The 20,314-nt window shown below is 53.1% G+C and carries 22 protein-coding genes, 4 tRNA genes and 1 pseudogene; 10 read left to right on the top strand and 17 right to left on the bottom strand.

What is annotated here, in order from left to right; all coding sequences use genetic code 11:
• Positions 1 to 21: 21 nt before the first annotated feature.
• From I2C21_RS15995 to I2C21_RS15955, 9 genes are all read right to left on the bottom strand, one after another.
• Positions 22 to 756 (bottom strand): hypothetical protein, encoded by a 735-nt coding sequence (locus tag I2C21_RS15995; protein WP_009259884.1) that lies wholly within the window; start codon positions 754 to 756, stop codon positions 22 to 24.
• Positions 753 to 1,682 (bottom strand): hypothetical protein, encoded by a 930-nt coding sequence (locus I2C21_RS15990; protein ID WP_009259885.1) that lies wholly within the window; start codon positions 1,680 to 1,682, stop codon positions 753 to 755. Before I2C21_RS15990 ends, I2C21_RS15995 begins: the two co-directional genes overlap by 4 nt.
• Positions 1,679 to 2,038, bottom strand: coding sequence for a hypothetical protein (locus I2C21_RS15985; RefSeq protein ID WP_009259886.1), 360 nt, complete (start codon positions 2,036 to 2,038; stop codon positions 1,679 to 1,681). The genes I2C21_RS15990 and I2C21_RS15985 overlap by 4 nt, the downstream gene beginning before the upstream one ends.
• Complete coding sequence (locus I2C21_RS15980; protein ID WP_009259887.1) at positions 2,025 to 2,321, bottom strand: hypothetical protein; 297 nt, start codon at positions 2,319 to 2,321, stop codon at positions 2,025 to 2,027. Before I2C21_RS15980 ends, I2C21_RS15985 begins: the two co-directional genes overlap by 14 nt.
• Positions 2,322 to 2,484: 163 nt before the next feature.
• On the bottom strand, positions 2,485 to 2,913 hold the full coding sequence (locus I2C21_RS15975) for a hypothetical protein (protein ID WP_009259888.1): 429 nt from the start codon (positions 2,911 to 2,913) through the stop codon (positions 2,485 to 2,487).
• Between the two features lie 160 nt (positions 2,914 to 3,073).
• Positions 3,074 to 3,736 carry a hypothetical protein gene (locus I2C21_RS15970; RefSeq protein WP_055179047.1) on the bottom strand — a complete coding sequence of 221 codons (663 nt, stop codon included), beginning with the start codon at positions 3,734 to 3,736 and terminating at the stop codon, positions 3,074 to 3,076.
• 429 nt (positions 3,737 to 4,165) lie between these two features.
• A tRNA-Ser gene (locus tag I2C21_RS15965) sits at positions 4,166 to 4,256 on the bottom strand.
• Between the two features lie 43 nt (positions 4,257 to 4,299).
• Positions 4,300 to 4,386: transfer RNA gene (locus tag I2C21_RS15960), tRNA-Ser, on the bottom strand.
• 142 nt (positions 4,387 to 4,528) lie between these two features.
• Complete coding sequence (locus I2C21_RS15955) at positions 4,529 to 5,344, bottom strand: cell wall hydrolase (RefSeq protein WP_101693297.1); 816 nt, start codon at positions 5,342 to 5,344, stop codon at positions 4,529 to 4,531.
• A gap of 435 nt (positions 5,345 to 5,779) precedes the next feature.
• Between I2C21_RS15955 and I2C21_RS15950 the strand changes: the two genes are divergently transcribed.
• A tRNA-Ser gene (locus tag I2C21_RS15950) sits at positions 5,780 to 5,871 on the top strand.
• A gap of 143 nt (positions 5,872 to 6,014) precedes the next feature.
• Positions 6,015 to 6,896, top strand: a complete 882-nt coding sequence (locus I2C21_RS15945; RefSeq protein WP_101693298.1) for a YitT family protein — start codon at positions 6,015 to 6,017, stop codon at positions 6,894 to 6,896.
• Between the two features lie 64 nt (positions 6,897 to 6,960).
• Here I2C21_RS15945 and I2C21_RS15940 read toward each other — a convergent pair whose 3' ends face one another.
• Complete coding sequence (locus I2C21_RS15940) at positions 6,961 to 7,602, bottom strand: TetR/AcrR family transcriptional regulator (protein ID WP_101693299.1); 642 nt, start codon at positions 7,600 to 7,602, stop codon at positions 6,961 to 6,963.
• A 186-nt stretch (positions 7,603 to 7,788) separates the two neighbouring features.
• Positions 7,789 to 8,277, bottom strand: a complete 489-nt coding sequence (locus I2C21_RS15935; protein ID WP_193539260.1) for a metallophosphoesterase — start codon at positions 8,275 to 8,277, stop codon at positions 7,789 to 7,791.
• A 117-nt stretch (positions 8,278 to 8,394) separates the two neighbouring features.
• Here I2C21_RS15935 and I2C21_RS15930 point away from each other — a divergent pair, with 117 nt between their 5' ends.
• From I2C21_RS15930 to I2C21_RS15920, 3 genes are read left to right on the top strand one after another with little or no spacing between them, the layout of a single operon-like run.
• Complete coding sequence (locus tag I2C21_RS15930) at positions 8,395 to 8,679, top strand: hypothetical protein (protein ID WP_195279738.1); 285 nt, start codon at positions 8,395 to 8,397, stop codon at positions 8,677 to 8,679.
• Positions 8,680 to 8,715: 36 nt separating this feature from the next.
• Positions 8,716 to 9,234 (top strand): hypothetical protein, encoded by a 519-nt coding sequence (locus I2C21_RS15925; RefSeq protein ID WP_195279737.1) that lies wholly within the window; start codon positions 8,716 to 8,718, stop codon positions 9,232 to 9,234.
• Complete coding sequence (locus I2C21_RS15920) at positions 9,221 to 9,529, top strand: hypothetical protein (protein WP_193539264.1); 309 nt, start codon at positions 9,221 to 9,223, stop codon at positions 9,527 to 9,529. Before I2C21_RS15925 ends, I2C21_RS15920 begins: the two co-directional genes overlap by 14 nt.
• A 10-nt stretch (positions 9,530 to 9,539) precedes the next feature.
• Here I2C21_RS15920 and I2C21_RS15915 read toward each other — a convergent pair whose 3' ends face one another.
• The 4 genes from I2C21_RS15915 to trpS form a co-directional block, all read right to left on the bottom strand.
• Entirely contained in the window at positions 9,540 to 10,304 is a 765-nt protein-coding gene (locus I2C21_RS15915; protein ID WP_195279736.1) for a hypothetical protein, read from the bottom strand.
• 78 nt (positions 10,305 to 10,382) lie between these two features.
• Positions 10,383 to 11,528 (bottom strand): non-hydrolyzing UDP-N-acetylglucosamine 2-epimerase, encoded by a 1,146-nt coding sequence (wecB, locus tag I2C21_RS15910; RefSeq protein ID WP_186964384.1) that lies wholly within the window; start codon positions 11,526 to 11,528, stop codon positions 10,383 to 10,385.
• Positions 11,525 to 12,658, bottom strand: coding sequence for an MraY family glycosyltransferase (locus I2C21_RS15905; RefSeq protein ID WP_101693306.1), 1,134 nt, complete (start codon positions 12,656 to 12,658; stop codon positions 11,525 to 11,527). The genes wecB and I2C21_RS15905 overlap by 4 nt, the downstream gene beginning before the upstream one ends.
• A gap of 31 nt (positions 12,659 to 12,689) precedes the next feature.
• The gene (gene trpS / locus I2C21_RS15900; protein ID WP_101693307.1) at positions 12,690 to 13,691 is read right to left on the bottom strand and encodes a tryptophan--tRNA ligase; all 1,002 of its coding nucleotides are present in this window, start codon (positions 13,689 to 13,691) and stop codon (positions 12,690 to 12,692) included.
• A 191-nt stretch (positions 13,692 to 13,882) separates the two neighbouring features.
• On the opposite strand from trpS, the gene I2C21_RS15895 reads away from it, so the two are divergent.
• Positions 13,883 to 13,959: transfer RNA gene (locus tag I2C21_RS15895), tRNA-Pro, on the top strand.
• A 60-nt stretch (positions 13,960 to 14,019) separates the two neighbouring features.
• On the opposite strand, the gene I2C21_RS15890 is transcribed toward I2C21_RS15895, so the two are convergent.
• The gene (locus tag I2C21_RS15890; RefSeq protein ID WP_286167332.1) at positions 14,020 to 15,576 is read right to left on the bottom strand and encodes a recombinase family protein; all 1,557 of its coding nucleotides are present in this window, start codon (positions 15,574 to 15,576) and stop codon (positions 14,020 to 14,022) included.
• 372 nt (positions 15,577 to 15,948) lie between these two features.
• Between I2C21_RS15890 and I2C21_RS15885 the strand changes: the two genes are divergently transcribed.
• Genes I2C21_RS15885 through I2C21_RS15870 form a run of 4 tightly spaced genes read left to right on the top strand, consistent with a single transcriptional unit; the run spans position 15,949 to position 19,422 of the window.
• Positions 15,949 to 16,302 (top strand): BlaI/MecI/CopY family transcriptional regulator, encoded by a 354-nt coding sequence (locus tag I2C21_RS15885; RefSeq protein ID WP_353654830.1) that lies wholly within the window; start codon positions 15,949 to 15,951, stop codon positions 16,300 to 16,302.
• Between the two features lie 11 nt (positions 16,303 to 16,313).
• On the top strand, positions 16,314 to 17,765 hold the full coding sequence (locus I2C21_RS15880) for a M56 family metallopeptidase (RefSeq protein WP_195279735.1): 1,452 nt from the start codon (positions 16,314 to 16,316) through the stop codon (positions 17,763 to 17,765).
• 45 nt (positions 17,766 to 17,810) lie between these two features.
• Complete coding sequence (locus I2C21_RS15875) at positions 17,811 to 19,214, top strand: putative hexosyltransferase (RefSeq protein ID WP_195279734.1); 1,404 nt, start codon at positions 17,811 to 17,813, stop codon at positions 19,212 to 19,214.
• A 22-nt stretch (positions 19,215 to 19,236) separates the two neighbouring features.
• Positions 19,237 to 19,422: a cysteine-rich KTR domain-containing protein gene (locus I2C21_RS15870; protein WP_087235254.1), complete on the top strand. Its 186-nt coding sequence runs from the start codon at positions 19,237 to 19,239 to the stop codon at positions 19,420 to 19,422.
• A 550-nt stretch (positions 19,423 to 19,972) separates the two neighbouring features.
• Here the strand turns inward: I2C21_RS15870 and I2C21_RS15865 are convergent.
• Positions 19,973 to 20,314 (bottom strand): annotated as a pseudogene (locus tag I2C21_RS15865) (MobQ family relaxase); the annotation flags it as partial.

Below are 20,314 nucleotides of genomic sequence, written 5' to 3'. Positions count from 1 at the left end.
GCCCGTAATATCCAGCATTTTTTACATCTGCGGCTGCATGGGCGCCTGACTCTGACTCCGCTCCAGCCACAGCGGATAATAGGCCACCTCTGTGATACCCAGATCCGCATTACAGGTGATATGGGCGGCCACGGCGGGGCAGGCTGACGAGATCTGGAACAACGCCTCGGTGAGCTCTGAGCCCAGGCCGTCCAGGATACAGCGGGGCCCGCCGGGCTTTTCGGCAAACTCCGGTTGATCCATGGTGAGGCGGGCCATGGCCTGGGTGGCGGATATGCCTGTTTCCCGGCCGTATGTGATGGCCCGCTTCAAGGCATGCTGCGGATTGAAGCGCCCAAAGTCCATGGTGTAAAACCGCTGTTCCTGCCCGGACTCCACAATGGTGCAGGTCGCAATCCGGCTGGGCTCCTCCGGCCGCTCCGGGCCAAAGAAGCCCATAAGCCGGCCCTCCTTGGCCAGGCCGGACACCTCTGCCGGTGTGCGCCCGGCCTGAAAGTAGACGGCAGCGGCGAACAGCTCGCTGGGCAGAGCGGCGTTTTGGTGCTGGATGACCTCATAGGCGCCCTGGAGGGTTTCCTCACCGAAATTCCGCGCCACCACTCGCAGGGCGGTGAGCATATCGATGTACTCCGTCTCCGCACACTCCCGGTCAAAGCGGTACAGTGCCTCGGTGGTGACGGGGTCCGGCCTGGGAACCAGTTCATTGATCTGCCGGATAAACTCTTTTTTCTGTATATTCTCTCCCCCTCGGTTCACATGGATAGCCCGCCCAGGGATGGCCCCTGGCTGGGGTGATCCTTGTCGGCCAGCAGTTGTACCAGAGTTTTCAAATCCTCCGGTGCAATCCGCTCAACCGCCTGGCACAGCCGGTTGAGGCCATTGATGGACAGGCGTTCCGCCGGAATGCTGCTGATGACCTCGCCGGGCAGGGTGCTGTCTACTATCCAAAAGTGGGGGCTGTCCCGGATGCCGGTGCGGCACAGGAGACGTTCCAGCCTTTCCGGGCTGTCCGGCAGAACCAGCAGTGTGCTCTGCCCCTCGCCGTAGGATGCCTCCAGGAGTATGACGAACTCCCGGTCAAGATAGTCCGGAAAGGGGCCGCCCTCCTTGTAGAACTTCTCCAGCTCCATACCGTTATCATAAACCACGCCATAGGGTGTGATAGTGCCATGCTTGTTGAGGATCAACTTCAAGGCCGCTGCTCTGCCATCCACCTGTTCCAGCTCCTCCTCACTGGCACAGCCGCCCTCCAGCGTCATGTAATGCTGGCGGCCTACAGCGTCCAAATCCGAAAAGTCCGTGATCACCGTGGCCTGCTGGCAGCAGAAGGTAAGATTGATGAAGTCCGTCATATCAAACGTACCCAGCCTGACCGCCATAGCCTGGAACTGGGCGGCCTCATAGTCGTCAAAGCTGTCCAGCCGCCGGGCCAGGTAGTCCAGCTCGTCCAGATTGGCGCCCACCTTCTCCAGGCGTTTGAGGATGGGGAAGCCGCTCTCCAGCTCGTCCACCCGGCAGTCCCGTTTCAGGGGGGCTCCCAGCTCCATAGCGGCCAGGCATTCCAGGGTGCGCTCATATTCCATGCCGGGGATGGGGAAGGGGATGGTCACCTGGCCATACTCCGGGTGCGCCGCGTTGCTCAGGACACAGCGCAGCACCGGCTGTCTGTTCTGTGTGGTCACATCTGCTGCCCTCCTATCTCCGGCCCCTGGCGGGGCACGTAATCCTCCAGCGGCCTGGGGTTCTCCTCCCCATACAGGTCATAGGTCATATCGTCCGCCGCCTTGCGCACCGCCGGGTCATCCGTCAGGGTCTCGAAGCGGAAGCCGGTCACATCCCTTGTGGGCAGCTCCTCCCGGATGGTCCGGAGGTAATCCTGTGGGGCTGTGAACTCCATGCGCTCGCCATTGGCAAAGGAAACCCGGCCCACCGGCCTGTCCAGTCCCACTGTTCTGTCCGCCTGGTCATCTGAGTAGAACAGGCCGGCCTCCTCACGGGCGGCCGGCCGCAGGGGAAAGCGATTGTTACATGGATTCATCTGTGTGAATCTCCTCCTTAGTTTCTTGCTCTGCCCACCTGTCCGTGGCATTGAGCCGCCGCATCTCCGAGCGCAGGCACTTCCCATCCTTCCCCCAGCAGAGGAAGCCGTTGGCAGGGTAGGGGCAGCCCACACAGAGGGGGGAGCGGGTGCATACTGGCCTGGGCGGCGGTTCCGCCGGGTGCTCCGGGGCATAAATCTTACGGGCACTGAAATGGAATAAAATCTGGGCATAGAAAAAGGCGGCGCCTGATTTGGCGCCGCCCTCACATGGACGGTTCAAGATTTACTCCCTCTTTCTATATCAGATGTTGCGCTACCGCCGGCGGTTAGCCTCGCCCTGGGACAGGGCGGCCTTTCCACTCCAGTGGAAGTAAACGATCCTTCTTTGGCGCAAAGGTGAGGGGGGCTGTCCAAGGACAGCCCCCCTCCTGTATGCTTCCGTCTCAGATTTTAGATGGCCCGCACTCCGCGATCCAACTGTCCAGGTTCAGGCTTTCCGCCATGAGAAGGGCCAGCTTGTGCATCGCCGCCCGGTCTTGGGCATCCTCCAGCCTGGCCGTCGTCTCAAACAGGCCCCAGAGCAGTTCGGCAATCATCTTGCCGTCGTAAGGCTTCAGCAGTTCGCTGTTGGGCAGAGCGTCCTCGCTGCTCCCGCTGCGCAGAAGCTGCCGTTCTCTTTCAATCAGCTCCAGGCTGGCCTGCAGGCTCTCCCGGGGCACTTCCCAGGCTTTGGCAATCAGCTTCACGCCTGCCTCCATGGGAGCCTCATCCCCGATCTTGTCCGGCCCGCCCAGCGCCAGGGCATTGATTGCCTCCTCAGTTATCTGCTGAAGCAGCTTCTCCGGCGCGGGATGCTTCTCAATCTGTTTCATACGTGTGTCCTCCTCGTTATTTTTTGGTGGGCTTCTGACCACAACAATACCCGCTTTTGCGGGATAAAGCTATCACCATACGTAACGAAAAAAATGCCGCAAACCAAGCGATACCAACAATTTCTGTATAGAAAAAGCGGCGCCTGATTTGGCACCGCCCTCATATGGACTGTCCAAGCTTCTGACTTTCGCTCTGCATCTGATCCTGGGTTCTTTCCGGCAGCTGGGCTGTGATCTGATCCAGGAGGCGCCGGCATTGGAACTCCTGCTGGTAGGAGGCGGGGCCCTCTCCATAGAGGAAGCCCTGCACCGCCTGGCGCAGCCCCTCCAGCTGCTCCCGGTCAAAGACCCGTTCCCTGGCCACCAGCCCGGAGCGGAGGGCGAAGTCCTCCCTGGCGCCCTGATAGTCCTCCATGTAGTAGTGGCCGTTGTTGACCCCGCTCCGGTCATAGTCCCGGGCCCAGGTGACGAACTGGGCCCCCAGCAGCGTCTCTGTCCCGGCCAGCACTGTGCCGTTGAACTCTGCCAGCACCCGGTAACCGTCCGCCAGGCCATCCGCCTTCAGAGGTGGGGCATTCTCCAGAAGCGTCATGTACTCCATCACCGTCCCCGCCGCCTCCGTGGCCTGAGCCAGGGCGGCCTTTGCCCTGCTGGTGTCTACCCAGGTGGGGTCATACCGGACGGCGCCGCTCTCCGTGACCCGGCACAGGATGCGTCCGTTCCACTCCACCGGGAGCAGGCCGTCCTCCTCCAGCGGCCGGGGCAGTAGCTCCCGCCGCCGCAGGGCGTAGGACAGTTCCTCGAAATAGGTTTTGGGGGGCATGTTCGTATTCCTCCTTTGGGGGCTCAGCGCCCTTTTTCGATCACCGTTCTGCGCCCCTGCCCGGGAATTTCACCATACCATCTTCTCTACAAAAATCTATTCAGCAAAGCAGACGCAAAGGTGTGCGCCCTTTTTGAACTTCCTGTGCAGCAAAAAAGCGCCGGTCTGATGGTTGCGAAACCAACAAACCGACGCTCTACTTTTTGTATATATTTTTTCCTCCATTTGGCGGCCTTCAGGGCTGAAAAAGGGCGCAGGGGAGGGGTAACCGGTATCTTATGGAGCGATCCGGGGTTCAATGTCCTTCTGTGGCTCCACAAGCCTCGAAAATATCTTTTTTTCAGAACACAAATTTCAGGGAAATAAAAAAGCCACACCCTCTGATACTCTAAGCATTCCGCTTAAAATATCCAGATTGGTGTGGCTTTATGGCGCAGAAGGAGGGATTTGAACCCTCGCTGCGGTTTCCCACACTACTCCCTTAGCAGGGGAGCCCCTTCGGCCACTTGGGTACTTCTGCATGCCGATTGACAACCTGTCAAGTACACTGCTCATGATAAAAGTGGCGGAGAGAGTGGGATTCGAACCCACGGCTCTTGCGAGTCACCGGTTTTCAAGACCGGCTCCTTAAACCACTCGGACATCTCTCCACGTCCGACTCACCACAGCGCGTAAATTATATTATCACAACAAGTGCATTTTGTCAACCAATAAAATAAAATTTTTCTCAGAAAGAAAAAATTCCCTGCCGTCCGCAACTTGCAGACGACAGGGATGTTACTTCTTGTGCTCTTAGGCAAAGAACGCGTGGGCGCCGATGGTCGCCACACGGGGACGGTTCCGGCTGGCCCAGCTATTGGGAGAGACGCGGGGATTTACAAAGTAAAGGCTGTTCCCTGCGGTATTGGTTCCCTCCAAACAGAGCTTGGCGGCAGCAATGCTCTCATTACTGGGCGTGCGGTAGATACTGCCATTGCTCACCGGGGTGAACTGATTCTTCTGGAAGATGACCCCTTTTACGGTGTTCGGGAATCGGCTGTCCGCCACCCGATTCAAGATCACATTTCCTACCGCGATCTTCCCTTCCAGGGACTGATTGCCGCTCTCTGCGTAGATGATACGGGAGAGCCAGTAGAGATCATCGCCGTTATAAAATGTGTCCCCCGACTGGATCGGTCCGGTCCCGGACTGGAATTTCACACTCTGGGTGTTCTCATCCCACCAGGCCTTGCCGCCCAGCGCCTGAGCCAGGACACGGGCAGGAACCATCATGTTCCCATTGCTGTTGCGCACTCCGTCCGGCACGTACAGGTAGCGGCCATTGGCTACGATATACTTGGCACCGGGACACACGCTGAGGGTCAAACCACTCGCCCGGGTTACCGACTGCCCATTTTCCCAGGACGCAGTTGCATCCGGATACATGGCGTGGACCACCGGAAAATAGGACACATAGGTATTCTGATTTACGACCTCGGTCGCTACGGTGGGCTCCAAAGTCTTGCCGTCCACCACGACATTGGCGCTGCGCTCGGCGGCGGCCGCATGGGCACTCAAGGTCAGGAACAAGGCCAGACCGAGCGCCAGGCAGGACACTCGCTTTTGCATGATGAGGATACCTCCTGTTACTTTCTGTTTACAATCTGTTACCTCTTTTTCATTAGATTGTAACCACATTGTAACTTATTTCTCCGGAGATTGCAAGGGGAATTTTTGTCACATCCTCAAATCCCTTGCAGCGCAATGGTTTTGCTCATCTCCCATTTTCCATCCGTAATCACAGAGTACGTTCCGCTCGACAGAATTCTGTTACAGACTGTTACTTTTCCATCCTGGAGATCAGAGGCTTTTTCTCACCCCCTCCCCTCTCCCCCCACAACAGCCCTTCTGATCCCCCCTTTTTGGGGGCCTTGGGACGCTGTTTTCAAGCTCGTTTTTGCCTGTTGAAAAAATTTTTGATTTTTTTGAAATTTCCTCTTGACGTTTTCAAATTCCATGGTATAATAGTCCATGTTGCTGAGGCAACGACGCGTAGAGCGGCTTGGAGAGATGGCTGAGCTGGTCGAAGGCGCACGATTGGAAATCGTGTAGGCGTTAATAGCGTCTCGAGGGTTCGAATCCCTCTCTCTCCGCCAAAAGTCCTGAGAACTTTTTGTTCTCAGGACTTTTTCTATTCCCCTGCCGCCGTCTTCTGTTGGATTGAAGTTCGCGGCAGATTCTATTTCACAACACCTCTATATCTGCTATAATGCTGATAGGCTCAATGAAAGGATCGGTGATGTTTCCTGTGAATCCAGATAAGAAATCATTTGGAAAGACTCTGCTCAACAGCGCGCTTCTGCTTGCCGGAAGTATCATATTCGCACTAAACATGAACACCTTTATTGCCGCGGGGGATTTGGTTCCGGGTGGTTTTTCCGGACTCTCCATCCTGATTCAAGGGCTTTTCCAGAAGTACTTGAATATCGAGATCCCCTTCTCCGTCCTCAACATCGGATTCAATCTGGTACCCGCTCTGATCGCGTTCCGACTGGTGGGCAAACGCTTTACCATTCTCTCCTGTTTCAGTATCTTCCTCTCGTCCATTCTGGTCGATCTGCTGCCCAAGTACGAGATCGTGGATGATCCCCTTCTCATTGCCGTGTTCGGTGCGATCTTCGGCGCCATCGGCATTGTCCTCATCCTGAACAGCGGCGCCAGCAGCGGCGGAACCGACTTTATCGCCATGTCCCTGGCTGCCAAGTTCCAGACGAGCAACTCCTTTACCTATATGCTCCTGTTCAGCGCCACGGTCATCTTGATCTATGGCTGGCAGTTTGGTATGGACAAGGCGCTTTACTCGATCATCTATCAGTTCTGCTACACACAGGTCATCAACACATTTTACAAGCGCTACAAGAAAAAGACCCTCTTCATCATCACAGAGGACCCTGAGCAGCTCTCCAAGGCTCTGATCGAGATCACCAACCACAGCGCTACCGTCTGGCCCGGAGACGGCGCCTACACCAAAAAGCACCGGTATGTGGTGTATACGGTCCTCTCCGACAATGACATCCGGAAGATCAGCCGCTACATCAGCCAGAATATGCCCGGCACCTTTGTCAATGTCCTGAACTCCGACGAAGTGATCGGCAACTTCTTTATCCGTCCCCTGGATTAAAAGAAAAAGGCCTGTTCTCCTATATAAAAGGAGAACAGGCCTTTTTGATCTTTTTGATGTTCTGTTATTCCACCGTACGTCCCTTGGTAATGGCGTCCAGCAGCATCCGCGCACCGTGACGCAGGAAGACATCCCGGTCGATCTTCAGGGAGCGCTCCAGATAGTGGCTCTTGCTGTCCGCCATCTGCACCATACCAGAGAGAGTCGCCCAGAAGAGCAGCACCGTCTCATCGGGCGGAAGCTCGATGCGCACGACGCCCTCGGCGGCACCCCGGCGCAGGAAATCCGCCAGCAGCTGGTTGGTGGCATCCCCCACCTGGAGAATATCCTTCAGGCCCTGATCCAGCTTGGTGCTGTTCAGGTCCACCACGCCGTCGCTGCCCACCACCTCATAGGCCGCCGGATTTTCTCCGTAAAAGCGGATGATGGCGTCACAGATCGCATCGTAGGCGTGGAACCAATTGGCATTCCCGCGGATCGCTTCCTGGATCTTTTTCTGGAGCAGCACCATGCTGCTCAGAAGAATGGCATTCACGATCTCCTCTTTGCTCTGGAAGTACACATACAGCGTCGCCTTGCTGTATTCCGACTCACGGGCAATGTCATCCATAGTGGTCTTTTCGGTTCCCTTTTCTGCAAAGAGCCGCTCGGCCGCAGCCAGAATGGAACCACGGTGGAATTCAGTCAATGCCTGCTTCTTACTCAACACAATCACACCTTTGGTTTTAACTTTGAAAGACTGGTTTAACTTATAATATCATCCTCTGATTTTATTGACAAGAGTTTATGTTATCTTTTTCACAAAATTCTTATTTTTCTCCTGCGGCTTCTTTTCTTTTTGATTTTTGGCAGGAAAATATCCTCTTCTATTCCAATATTCGTCAGTCTTTCTCTATCTCCCAGGTACCGGGTCGGCCTTGAGCAGATAGCACACGGTGTTGGCTCCCTCCAGCGAAATGACCCCGTACGTGGCTCCTCCCCATCCGCCGCGAATGGTACCTGGATTCAAAATCCACAGTCCATGCTGATACTCGCAAAATGCCTCATGGGTATGCCCAAACAGCAAGATGTGGGCCTGCGCTTCCCGTGCCGCCCAGACGGCCCGGCTCATTCCCACCTTGACACCCCGGGTATGGCCGTGCATCATCAGAATGCGCCGTCCCTCCAGCTCCAGCACCTTCTCCTCGTCCAAATCCGGTCTCCTTCCGTCACAGTTCCCGCACACGCATTCCATGGGAATGGAGGGAAAGAGCTTTCCCAGGGCTCTGGCGTCTGAATTGACATCCCCCAGATGGAGGATGTAGTCCGGCCGGTCGCTGCGCACCGCCTGTTCCATATTCGGAACATTGCCGTGGGAGTCGGAAAACACCAAAATTTTCATATACGCACCTTCTCTGTTCCATCACATATACTGAGAGTGGATGCGGCCCCAGCCCGGGCGCCGCAGCACATGTTATAAGGATATATCTCATATCCTGGAATAATGGAGGGACGCGCCATGACCAAACTGCCCCAGTCCAATCTGGACGACCTGATGAAAAATCCTGCCGCTGCCGGCCTGCTCCAACACAAGGAAGTGCTGGCCGCCCTGCTGCACTCACCGGACACCCAGAAACTGATGTCCATGCTGGAACAGCGTGCCGGTTCCGGGCTGCAGCAGGCCGCCGCCTCCGCAGCCAAGGGAGACCCCTCCGCACTGATGGGACTCATGAATTCCGTCATGCAGAGCCAGGAGGGCGCTGCCGTGGTGGAGCGCATCCAAAAAGCCGCCCCCAAGAAATAAGAAGCAGGCCTTCCTCTGGCCGGAAAGGAGCGCCGCATGGCAGAATTCGAAGACAAACTGCACGCCATTCTGGGCGATCCGGAGGCCATGGGACAAATCGTCTCTATCGCCAAGGCGTTGACCGGAGACGGCACCGCATCTCCCGGAGAAGAAGAGCCCCCCTCTCCCTCCGCAGCATCGGAGGAGCCGGTTTTTGAACCCGTAGAGCCCCTCTCCGCCGCTCCTTCTTCCAGCGGTGGAACGGATTCTGCTCCGGACTGGTCCGCTCTGCTGGGGCTCCTGGGTAACCTCAACGGAGGCGGCGGAGAGAGCAATCCGCTCTCACTTCTGGGGGATCTGGACCCCGCCCTGGTCCAAAAAGCCCTGCGGCTCTTTTCCGAATACCGCTCCACCGACGACCGGAAAGTGGCTCTTCTCAATGCACTCAAACCATTTTTAAAGGAAGAGCGCCTGGCTAAGCTGGATCAGGCCGTCCAGATTGCAAAGCTCTCCCGCCTGATCCGGGTCGCTTTCCTGCTTTTCCAAAAGGAGGGATCGGACGATGGCGCTCTATAACCGCTACATTCCCTCCGGAACTACATATACCCGTATTCTGGAGGATGACCGGGTTTCTCCCCAGCCGGTATCCTCCCCCTCTCCCCAGCTAGATCCCCCGGTGAAAGAGAGTACCGCTCCTTCCCACTCCGGGCATTCCAAGGGGCTGTCCGGCATTCTGAAGTATCTCAAGCTGGATAAGCTGGATTCCGGCGATATCCTCCTGCTGCTGATCTTGCTCTTTCTCTTTTTGGAGGGAGACGACATCGAGCTGATGATTACCTTGGGGCTGCTCCTTCTGCTGGGATTGGAGTAGGCCATCCTGCTCAGGCAGCGCTCTGCACCGTATGCAGCACCGTTCCGTCGGGAAGCGAAAACTCCTGTCCCGGTGTTACCGGGCGCTCCGCCGCCGTAGCGTTCATGGAGAGGACCACCTTGTCCGCCTTGATCTGCTCCGCGGCGGCCAACAGTCCGCTCTCTACCGAGATCCAGTAGTGGGACACGCTGCCCAGCTCCGGGTCCTCCACCGCCACATAGATGCAGGCCATACCGTTTTTTTCGACATAATCCGCCGCGGTAATGCAGGCTGGCTCCTCTGCCAGAACATCTTCATAGGTGGGGATATGCGGTCCCTCCAGATCGGCTGAGTATGTGTCTGCCGGAGCACTGGTCCAGGTGCGGCCGTTTCCATACCAGTAGTAGACCCACTCCTCCCCCACGATGCTGTGGCGTACCGTTCCGGAGGGAAGCGTGGTATCCGTCTTGCTCCATCCGCCATCCACCCACTGTTCTGCGGTCAGCTTGCCCTCGCTTTCTGAATATTCCACGGTCACTTGACAGTAATAGCTGCTGGGCCTGGCCAGGGTAGCGATCACATTCTGTACCGTCTCCGGGGTAACGGACACCAAAATCTGGCTCTCATTCGGATCATCTTCCGGTGTTTCTCCGCCGGGCTGGCTCTCCTCCACTGGCGGGAGGGTGATGGGCGGCGAGGCCGGCGTGAACAGATCCATGCCGAAGCTGGAGAACACCGCCACCGCAATGACCAGTATGATGAGGATCACCAGGATATTGCGACTTTTCCCTTCCATGGAGCACTCCTTTTCCTCTCGATCGCAGAATGCCCACAGGGGCGGGGACGGCAGGTCCCCGCCCCTGTGGGCATCTCTTTATGCCTGAAATTCCTCGGGACGATCCGGGCGCAGGCCAAATTTCCATTCGATGGCGTCCACAATGCGGCGGCAGGCAAACCCATCTCCATAGGGGTTCACCGCGTGGGCCATGGCCGCATACGCACTCTGGTCGCGCAAAAGCTCGGCGGCCATCTGATAGACCGTCTCCTCCTCTGTGCCGGCCAGCTTGACCGTGCCGGCGGTGATGGCCTCCGGCCGCTCGGTCTCCCTCCGCAGCACCAGCACGGGACGGCCCAGTGCGGGCGCCTCCTCCTGGAGTCCGCCGGAGTCGGTCATTACCAGATAGGCTCTGGCCATCAGGTTGTGCATCTCCTGCACATCCAGAGGATCGATGAGATGGATCCGGGGATGGCCGGAGAGATACTTTGCGGCCGCCTCCCGCACCACCGGAGAGAGATGGACCGGGTATACCAGCTCCACATCGGAGAAGTCCTCCGCAAGGCGCCGCAAGGCAGTCATGATGTGGGCCATGGGCTCCCCGTAATTCTCCCGGCGATGGCAGGTCACCAGGATGACCTTTTTCCCCGCATAGTCCAGGTGGTTCAGGAGATCCGTACTAAAGTGGAAATCCTTTACAACCGTTGTCTTCAGTGCATCAATGACGGTATTGCCGGTGATGAATACGCCCTCTTTGATATCCTCCCGCTCCAGATTGGCGCGGTTGGCCACGGTGGGCGCGAAATGCAGGTCGGCGATATCGCCCACCAGCTTGCGGTTCATTTCCTCCGGGAAAGGAGAGTATTTGTCCCAAGTCCGCAGGCCGGCCTCCACATGGCCCACCTTGATCTGGTGATAAAAGGCGGCCAGTGCCCCCGCAAAGGTGGTGGAGGTGTCTCCATGGACCAGCACCAGATCCGGACGGGCCTTCTGGAAGACCTCCTCCATTCCCAGCAGGCACTTGGTGGTGATGGTGGACAGGGTCTGCCGGGGTTCCATGATGTTGAGGTCATAGTCCGGCTGGATGTGGAAGATGTGCAAGACAGAATCCAGCATCTCCCGGTGCTGTGCCGTCACACAGCAGATGGACTCGATCCCCTCTCGGGACTGCAGCTCCTGCACCAGTGGAGCCATCTTGATAGCCTCGGGCCGGGTGCCGAAAATTGTCATCACTCGAATGCTCATTTTTTATTCTCCTCCTGCTCCTCCTTGTCCTCCTTCTTCGGGGCAGCCGGCGGCTCTCCGCCCGGCTTTTTCTCTCCGCCCCGGAGGACAAGCATGATGGACATGGATCCTGCGATGCACATGGCAAAGAGCAGCAGCATGGCTCTCAGAGAGCCAATGGTGGTCAGAACCACGGCGGACAGACCCAAGATGGCGGAGATCACATAGAGCACCGCCACGGCCTGCTTCTGATTCAGGCCCATATCGATCAGCCGGTGATGGATATGGCTCCGGTCAGCGTGCATGGGGCTCTGCCCATGGGCGATGCGCCGGATGAACGCAAAGCAGGTGTCAAAGATGGGCAGGCCCAGCATCAGGAAGGGCACCACAAAGGAGATCAGGGTATAGTACTTGAACAGTCCCTGGATGGATACCACTGCCAGCACATAGCCCAGAAAGGTAGAGCCGGTATCTCCCATAAAAATCTTGGCCGGGTTGGTATTGTAGGGCAGGAACCCAATGCACCCTCCGGCCAGGCAGGCCATAAGAACCGCCACGGTGGGTTCGGCCACGGTCAGGGCAATGACCAACACGGTCATGGAGCTGATGGTAGACACGCCGCAGGCCAGTCCATCCAGACCGTCGATCAGATTGACGGCATTGGTCACCGCCACAATCCAGATCACAGTGACTGGAATGGAGAGCCATCCCAGTTCCCAATAGAGATCGTTGGAGAAAATGTTGGGATTGGAGATGGTCTCGATGACATTTCCGCTGCACACTGCAATGACCGCCGCCACGATCTGTACGATGAGCTTGGGCAGCGCGGGCAGCGCATAGATATCATCCAGAATCCCCAGCACCACGATGATGACCGCGCCCAGCAGCATCCCCTGGAGCTGCATTCCGAGCCCATCCGTCTGTACAAAGGGGATAAACAGGATTACACTGAGCAGAAAGCCCAAAAAGATCGCAAGGCCTCCCATGCGCGGAATGGGATGGTCGTGCATCCGGCGGCCGTCCTTGGGTACGTCCACGGCGCCCCATTTCTGGGCCAGACTCTTTACGATCGGTGTCGTGATCAGGGCCACCAGAAATGCGGTGATCAGAGCGCCTGCCACAACTCCAATGGTTTCAATTGACATTGGCATGGATTTGACTCCTTTTCACAGGCCTGGCCCCTCAGCGGGCCACAAAGCCCACCTTCTTATAAACTTTCCGCAGGGTCTTCTGGGCCACGTAGGAGGCCTTCTCCGCTCCGGCATGGTAGACGCTCTCCAGATAGGCCTTGTCCGCCAGAATACGCTGGGCCTCCTCCCGGATGGGACGCAGCAGATCGACCACTGCCTCCCCTACTGCGGGCTTAAAGACGCCGTATCCCTGTCCATCAAACTCCCGCTCGATCTCCTCATAGCTCTTGCCGGTGCAGGCGGAGTAGATCTGCATGAGGTTTGCCACACCAGGCTTATGCTCCCGGTCATAGCGGACGCAGTGCTCCGTATCGCTGTCCGTGACAGCCCGCTTGAATTTGCGCTGGATATCCTCCGGCTTTTCCATCAGGAACACGCAGCCCTCCGGCATAGACTTGCTCATCTTGCTCTCAGGCGCATTGAGCGACATGACCCGGGCGCCCGCCTTGGGGATGTAAGGCTCGGGAATCTTGAACACATCGCCGTAGATGTGGTTAAAGCGCTGGGCCACATTGCGGGTGAGCTCCACATGCTGCTTCTGATCCTCGCCAACAGGAACAAAATCCGGCTGGTAGAGCAGAATGTCTGCCGCCATCAGGGACGGATAGGTAAAGAGTCCGCCGTTGATGTTATCCGCGTTCTTGGCGGATTTATCCTTGAACTGGGTCATGCGGGAGAGTTCGCCGAACATGGTATAGCAGTTGAGGACCCAGCCCAGCTCAGCATGCTGATGTACATGGGACTGGATAAAGAGGGTATTCTTTTCCGGATCCAGTCCACAGGCGATATACTGGGCCAACTGCTCCAGCGTACGCCGACGCAGATCAGCAGGCGTCTGCCGGACGGTGATGGTGTGCATATCCGCCATAAAATAATAGCAGTCAAACTCATCGGCCCGGGCACCCCAGTTTTTGATGGCGCCCAGATAGTTGCCCAGGTGCAGATCCCCGCTGGGCTGAATGCCGGAGAGCATCACTTTTTTCTCATTTTCCATGATTGAAACACCTCATTGTGTATCATTTTCCATATTGAGTTAGTATATCACACTCCCCTCTTTATTACAATGCTCACCGCTATATTTCTCTGCTTCCCCCGCCTCGGATATACAATGCATGTTCCTGGAAAAGCGGGAAGAAATCTCTTGACAATACCTGCAAATATCATTATAATAAATAAGCATTCTATCCGGGTGTGGCGAAGCTTGGTATCGCGCTTGGTTCGGGTCCAAGAGGCCGTGGGTTCGAATCCCGCCACTCGGACCATGACGAGTGTTCTTATAGCATTTGAAACGCTGTAAGAACACTCGTCTTTTTCTTTTGTTTTCATCCGGCGATGGTGGATGGGGCGTAGTTGACGACTACGCCTTTTCTTGTGTTTACGGACACCTCCGGGGCGGGCAACGGGATCAGCTCCGGGATCTCAATGACCCCTACGCAGTTATAGTGGATACGGAGCCGCTGCTCCCACACCCCGTCGATCTTCTCGGCATTGAACACTTCGATCTTCTCGATGAGCTCGTTGAGCATCCGGGGCGTCAGCTTGCGGGCGCGGGTGTATTTGCGGACCAGGGAGATGAACATATCCGTGGTCATGGACTGGCTGCTCTGCTTGTCGATCTCGGCGCGGAGCGCCTTGATTTTCTCCGCCAGTTCCTTTTGCTCCTCCTCGTACCGCCTCGACATACGGGCGAAACGGTCGTCAGAGAGCTTGCCGGAAACATTGTCCTCATAGATCCTCTCGAACAGGCCATCCAGTTCCTCATCACGGGCAAGCAGGGCTTTCAATTCCTTCTCCTTCAGCTTGCGGTCGGTCTCCGCTGCTTGCTGAGAGTGCCCGATCACCGCTTTCAGAAATTCGTCCTCATAGAGGCTGGCAAACTTTGTCAGACGCCGTATCTCACCAAGCACCACCTGTTCCAGAAAATCCAATCGGATATAGTGGGTGGAAGTACAACTCCCACGGTTGCCCCTATAGTTGGAGCAGTTAAAATACTTGATGTCGGGGTTGCCCTGATTGAAATGAAAGTGTAGGTTGTGTCCGCAATCAGCGCAGACCAGAAGGCCGGAGAACGTATTGCGCTCCCCTTCGTGGGTGCGGCGCTTGCGGATCTTGCCGCGCTTCTGCTGGACCTGTTCAAAGACCGCCCGCTCAATGATGGGTTCGTGGACATCCTGGAAGATGACCCAGTTTTCCCGGTCGTTGGCAAGCCGCTTTTTGTTCTTGTATGACTTGGAGTAGGTCTTGAAGTTAAGAATATCACCGCAATACTCCTGTAAAGAGAGAATATGAGTGATGGTGGAGCTGTTCCACATATACGGTCCGCGGAGTTTGCTTTTCCCAGGACGATTGACGCCCTTTTCACGCCAATAGGCGATGGGGGTAAGGATTTTCTCCTCGGAGAATATTGTGGCGATCTGCTCCGTTCCATAACCATCCAAAGTCATTCGGAATACTCGGCGGACTACCTGGGCGGCCTCCTCATCCACGATCCACCGTTTGGGATCGTCGGGGTCTTTCTTGTAGCCATAGGGCGGCGGCCCCATCGGCTCACCGGCGTTGCCCTTGATCTTGTTGCTGATCCGGCGCTTCTTGCTGATGTCGCGGGCGTACCACTCATTGAACAGGTTGCGGATGGGCGCCAGTTCGTTCTCGCCCTCGGCGGTGTCGATGTTGTCCGAGACCGCCACCAGGCGGATGTCGTGCTCCGGGAAAAACTCCTCGGTCAGCCGCCCCACCTCAATGTAGTTGCGGCCCAGCCGGGACAGATCCTTCACAAACACGGCGGCGGCCCGTCCCTGTTCAAGCTGCCGAATCATCTCCACAAAACCAGGGCGGTCCATGGTGACACCGGAAATACCGTCATCCAGGAAATGGACCAAGTTGGTGTAGCCTTTCTCCTTTGCTACTTTGGTCAGCAGCTTTTTCTGGAAAGAGATTTGTCAAGGGTGTTTTCACCACTAATTATGATTTGTAGATAGATTCAAAGAGGCTGTAGCAAAACGAAAGTGGAGCAACAGCCTCAAAAGCGTCCCACGGACACGCAGCCACAGAATGAAATTCTGCGTTCATGGGGACTTGAGGGATACCTTCAACAAGCAGCGCCGGAAGCCGAATGGCTATTCGGGGCATTGCTCGCCTATTTCTCTGAGATCACGAAAGCGACTATTGAGATAGTCATTGACAGTATGTGAGCATGGTGGTAATATTGAAATGTAACTATTCAAATAGTCACATGAGAGGAGTGCATTATTGTGAAGCTATTTGATTCAGAGCTAAGAGTTATGGAAACGCTTTGGAAACTTGGTGATTTAACCGCCGGTCAGATTGCAAAAATTTTGAATCAACAAATAGGGTGGAATCGAAATACGACATACACTGTGATTAAAAAACTTATCGAAAAAGAAGCGATTGAACGTCTCGAACCCAATTTCTTGTGTCACGCTATTATTAGTAAAGAGCAAGTGCAGCAACAAGAAACAACCAATTTGATCGATAAACTGTTTGATGGTTCATCCGAAATGTTCTTGTCTGCCTATTTGAGCGGCAGAAAATTATCCAATGTTGAGATTGAGCGCCTAAAGAAACTCATAGATGACTTAGAATGAGGGTCTAAGATATGACACTACTACAAATGAGTATCCAAGCAGGAATTCTTATTATAGGCATTGTACTTATTCGTGCTTTGGGCATGAATAAGTTGCCAAAAAAAAGTTTTCTAATTTTATGGGATATCGTGCTGATAAAACTTCTCGTTCCATTGTCTTTTCCTGCGAAATGGAATATCCTTACTTTTTTTAACGAATTGCAAAAAGATGTCGGCAAAACTTCTGCGAGTGTACAAGCAGAGATCAATATAGCCCTGGCAGATTTCAGAATTTTACCATTAGAACAACTGATTGCTTCAAAAACTACCATATCATCATCGCTTATGATATCAGTTTGGATAGCTGGGATGGTCGTATTTGGTGTGGTTTTTAGTGCTTTCATTTTCAAAGATTATCAAGAACTTCGTTTTTCTATACCTGTTACCAATACCCCAACTATAGTGGAATGGCAGTCAAAGCACACTCTGTATAGACCGCTAAGAATTTTACAATCAGATAGAATTACTACTCCGCTTGCAGTTGGGATTATTAGTCCACGAATTATCCTTCCTAAAACAATGGACATAAATAACACGCAGTCCATTTCTTATGTCTTAACTCACGAGTATTTCCATTTGCGGCGCTTCGATATGCTTCGCAAAGTCTTTATATTATGTGCCGTTTGTGTGCATTGGTTCAATCCATTGGTGTGGGTTATGTCAATATTACTGAACCGGGACTTGGAGATGACCTGCGATGAAGAGGTCTTAAAACATTTTGGTGCAAATAAAACGACGAAAAAAGAATATGCTTACGCACTGATTGAAATTGCTGAAGCACGCAATGCATATTCTCCCATTAGGAGTTACTTTAGCACGAATTCTGCCGAGGAAAGAATTATTTCAATCATGAAATATAAAAAAGCTTCTTGTCTATCCGTTGCTATGGCAGCTCTACTACTCGTTTGCTTCACAAACATATTTGTAGCATTTGCGTGTGAAGCCCCTTTACAAACTAATTATGCCGAACCTTATAGTACGGAACTGCTTACTACAGATGGCAAAGTAATATCTCGTTCCATAAATGATTCCATCAACTCCAACTACACAGATACAAGGATTGATAACACAAATTTTTATGGTGAAACCGTGAATTGTATAAATGGCATTTCAGGCCCACATGAAGAATCAAATGCTCACATGGCTACTTATACAAACAATGGGGGAACGTGGTCTCTCAAATCGGGGCAAACGGTGATGATTACTTTAGATGTTGTCCCTGTCGAAAACGCCGAGGACGGATGGAGTGTGTACCTTGGGTACCAAAAAGATGGAAACTATACTATTGTATCAAATCCGCGTATCTTTATTGGATCAACAACGTTGCCCATTACAATTCCAGAGGACGGAGAATACAATTTTTTCATCTTAAATGTATCAGCTGGAAAAATCAGTATTAGCAGTTCTGAAATAAACATCGGGTGATCTAAACTTTAGAAAGGAGAATGTAGGTGTACTCAAAAACCGAGTATGCTTCTGCATGACCAACAGAAAATGAAAAGAAGTACTCAGGATAAACTCGAACTTTTGATCTCCCTTGGTGGATTAGCCGTACTCATTGGTGCGTTCCTTGTATGGTGCAGTAGTAAAGTTGTGAGTATTCCAGGCTTTTGCTCCGCACTTTTGAGTGCAGTATTGTTTGCAATAGTTTGCCTGCGCTTTGTCCCAGAATGGATGTTTTTTTGGCGAAGGCGCTCTGTTCTTAGAATCACTAAAGTTGAACAAGTGCCTACCCATAAAATGGCATATAAAAATATCGAGCTAAAAATCTTTTTCTCATTGATTTTAGTTAACCTCAGTGTCATAGTAGCAGCGTTTTTACTCAGACGCATAATAGGCTATCAAGAAACATTTGTCGATAGTCTTGAGTTTTGGACTTGTACTGATAGTTACCACTACCTTGCAATCGCTCGTGACTGGTACCTATCTGAAGGTGATGTGGATCGCCTTGTCCAACTCGTATTTCTTCCTGGCTACCCAATTGTGGTACGCTTGGTCAATTGTATTCTACACAACTATCTATATTCTGGGCTGCTTGTTTCGCTGCTTTCTTTTGCTGGCGCTGGCTGTGTAATTTATCGGTTGCTTCTTTTGGATTTTGACCACCAAACTGCTATCCGTACTATCAAGTATTTCTGTCTACTTCCTGGTGCATTTTTCTTCACAGCGCCTATGAGTGAAAGTTTGTTTTTGCTGCTGTGTGCATCCTGCCTCTATTTTGCAAGAACAAAGAGGTGGTTGCTTGGTTGTTTGTTTGGTGCCCTTGCGGCATTTACCCGATCTCTTGGACTGACACTATTTGTCCCGCTATTTTTTGAACTTGTCGCTGAGTTCAAAAATACGCCAAAAGAAAAAATCCCTATACGGCATTTCATAGAAAAGTTTTTGGAATCACTTTTGGTTTTTCTGGGCTTTGGAGCGTATTGCCTTATAAACTATTTTGTTGCTGGAAATCCATTTAAGTTTTTAGAATACCAGAAAATGCACTGGAACCAACAACTTGGATGGTTCTTTAACACAGCTTGCTACCAGTTAGAAGAGGCAATTAATTCTTACTCATCAAATAGCACGAACCTATTAGGGCTTTGGTTGCCTAATCTCATTGCTATTTTTAGTAGTTTGATAATAATGATTTTTGCGGTTAGGTTAATGCGTCCCAGCTATACAGCATGGTACATATCATACTTTTTAATCGCTATTGGTGCGACATGGTTATTAAGTGCCCCAAGGTATTTGATTACACTAATTCCAGTTCCGCTTGCGGTATCACTCGTAAGTAAAAAAGCAACGATTAACATACCAATATCTATCATAAGTGGAATCCTGTATACCTTATACTTTTATGCATTTGTAATGCGATGGCAGGTATGGTAGTAGTAGAACAAGGAGAGTTGTTATGGCCTACGAATGGCTTCTTTGTCCACTATGTAAGGGCAAAACACGTATACAAGTTCGCAATGATACGGTACTTCAAAATTTCCCACTCTATTGTCCGAAATGTAAGCAAGAAACCTTAATTAATGTAAAACAAATGAATATGGTTGTCATCAAAGAGCCAGACGCAAAGACGCAGAGCCGATGAGCATGAGAAGAACCTCATAGTCATCGGCTCTGCTTTTTTAGCATTGGCTTTTCAATAAGACTTCTTTTGTGCCTTTAATGAATTGCATGAGTAATTATGCGATCATGTTATCAATGCGAGGATATAAAATAGCCTAAAAGATAACTGTTGAATAACGGTAAAAAAGCCGTCGTTCAACAGGCAATTACCATCTCCTCAATAATTCACTTGCGGCGGCCTTGATAAAATCAAGGCCGCCGTTCCTTATACCTTCGACAAAGGAGTGACGCCTCTATACGTTGATACGGCGGCTTTAGGAAGGGGCCGCCGTGAAACAGGAGAAGTTTCGACAAAATACGACCAGAGCTTACTTGCCGAAAAAATTCTAACCGGTGACCAGTATCTCCCTGCCGTTGAACAGGCACTATCATGGTCTGCAAGAAAGTAGGATGACGCCTATTTTGAAGGCGTAAGCAACCGCATATCGGAGGCTGCGGAGCAAGAGGAGATCGAGTACGAGAAAGTTTTCATATACAGTACCAAGATGGAGAGCATGGCGAACCGGTATACCTTAGCGCTCTTGAGCTTTATATTGCATCTTGTTGGAGACTTGTTGTTCCTTTTGCGACTGCCGCACTATTCTCCGTACTGCCTGTCGCTCTATATCTTCATGTAGCATACGGGAAACCGCCTTTTTGCTGTCAAACATCAAAAGTGGGCTGTACTTTTCGCCGTAAACCTCCTGCGCCCGGTTCTCCGCTTCCTGCTCCTTGCTGGGGCGGATTGCCTGTCTTGCTTCATACAGTTGCACCGGATCAAAGCCCTGCGCCTGCTCTCGAAGCCCGGCATACTCGTTCAAGGCAGCGTCCAGTTCAGCAGAATATTTCTGTTCCTGTTCTTCCAGCCGTTTCAG

Source organism: Clostridium sp. J1101437_171009_A5 (assembly GCF_015547905.1).
GTDB classification, from domain to species: Bacteria; Bacillota; Clostridia; order Oscillospirales; family Oscillospiraceae; genus Pseudoflavonifractor_A; species Pseudoflavonifractor_A gallinarum.
This window is presented reverse-complemented; position numbering and strand designations above follow the sequence as displayed.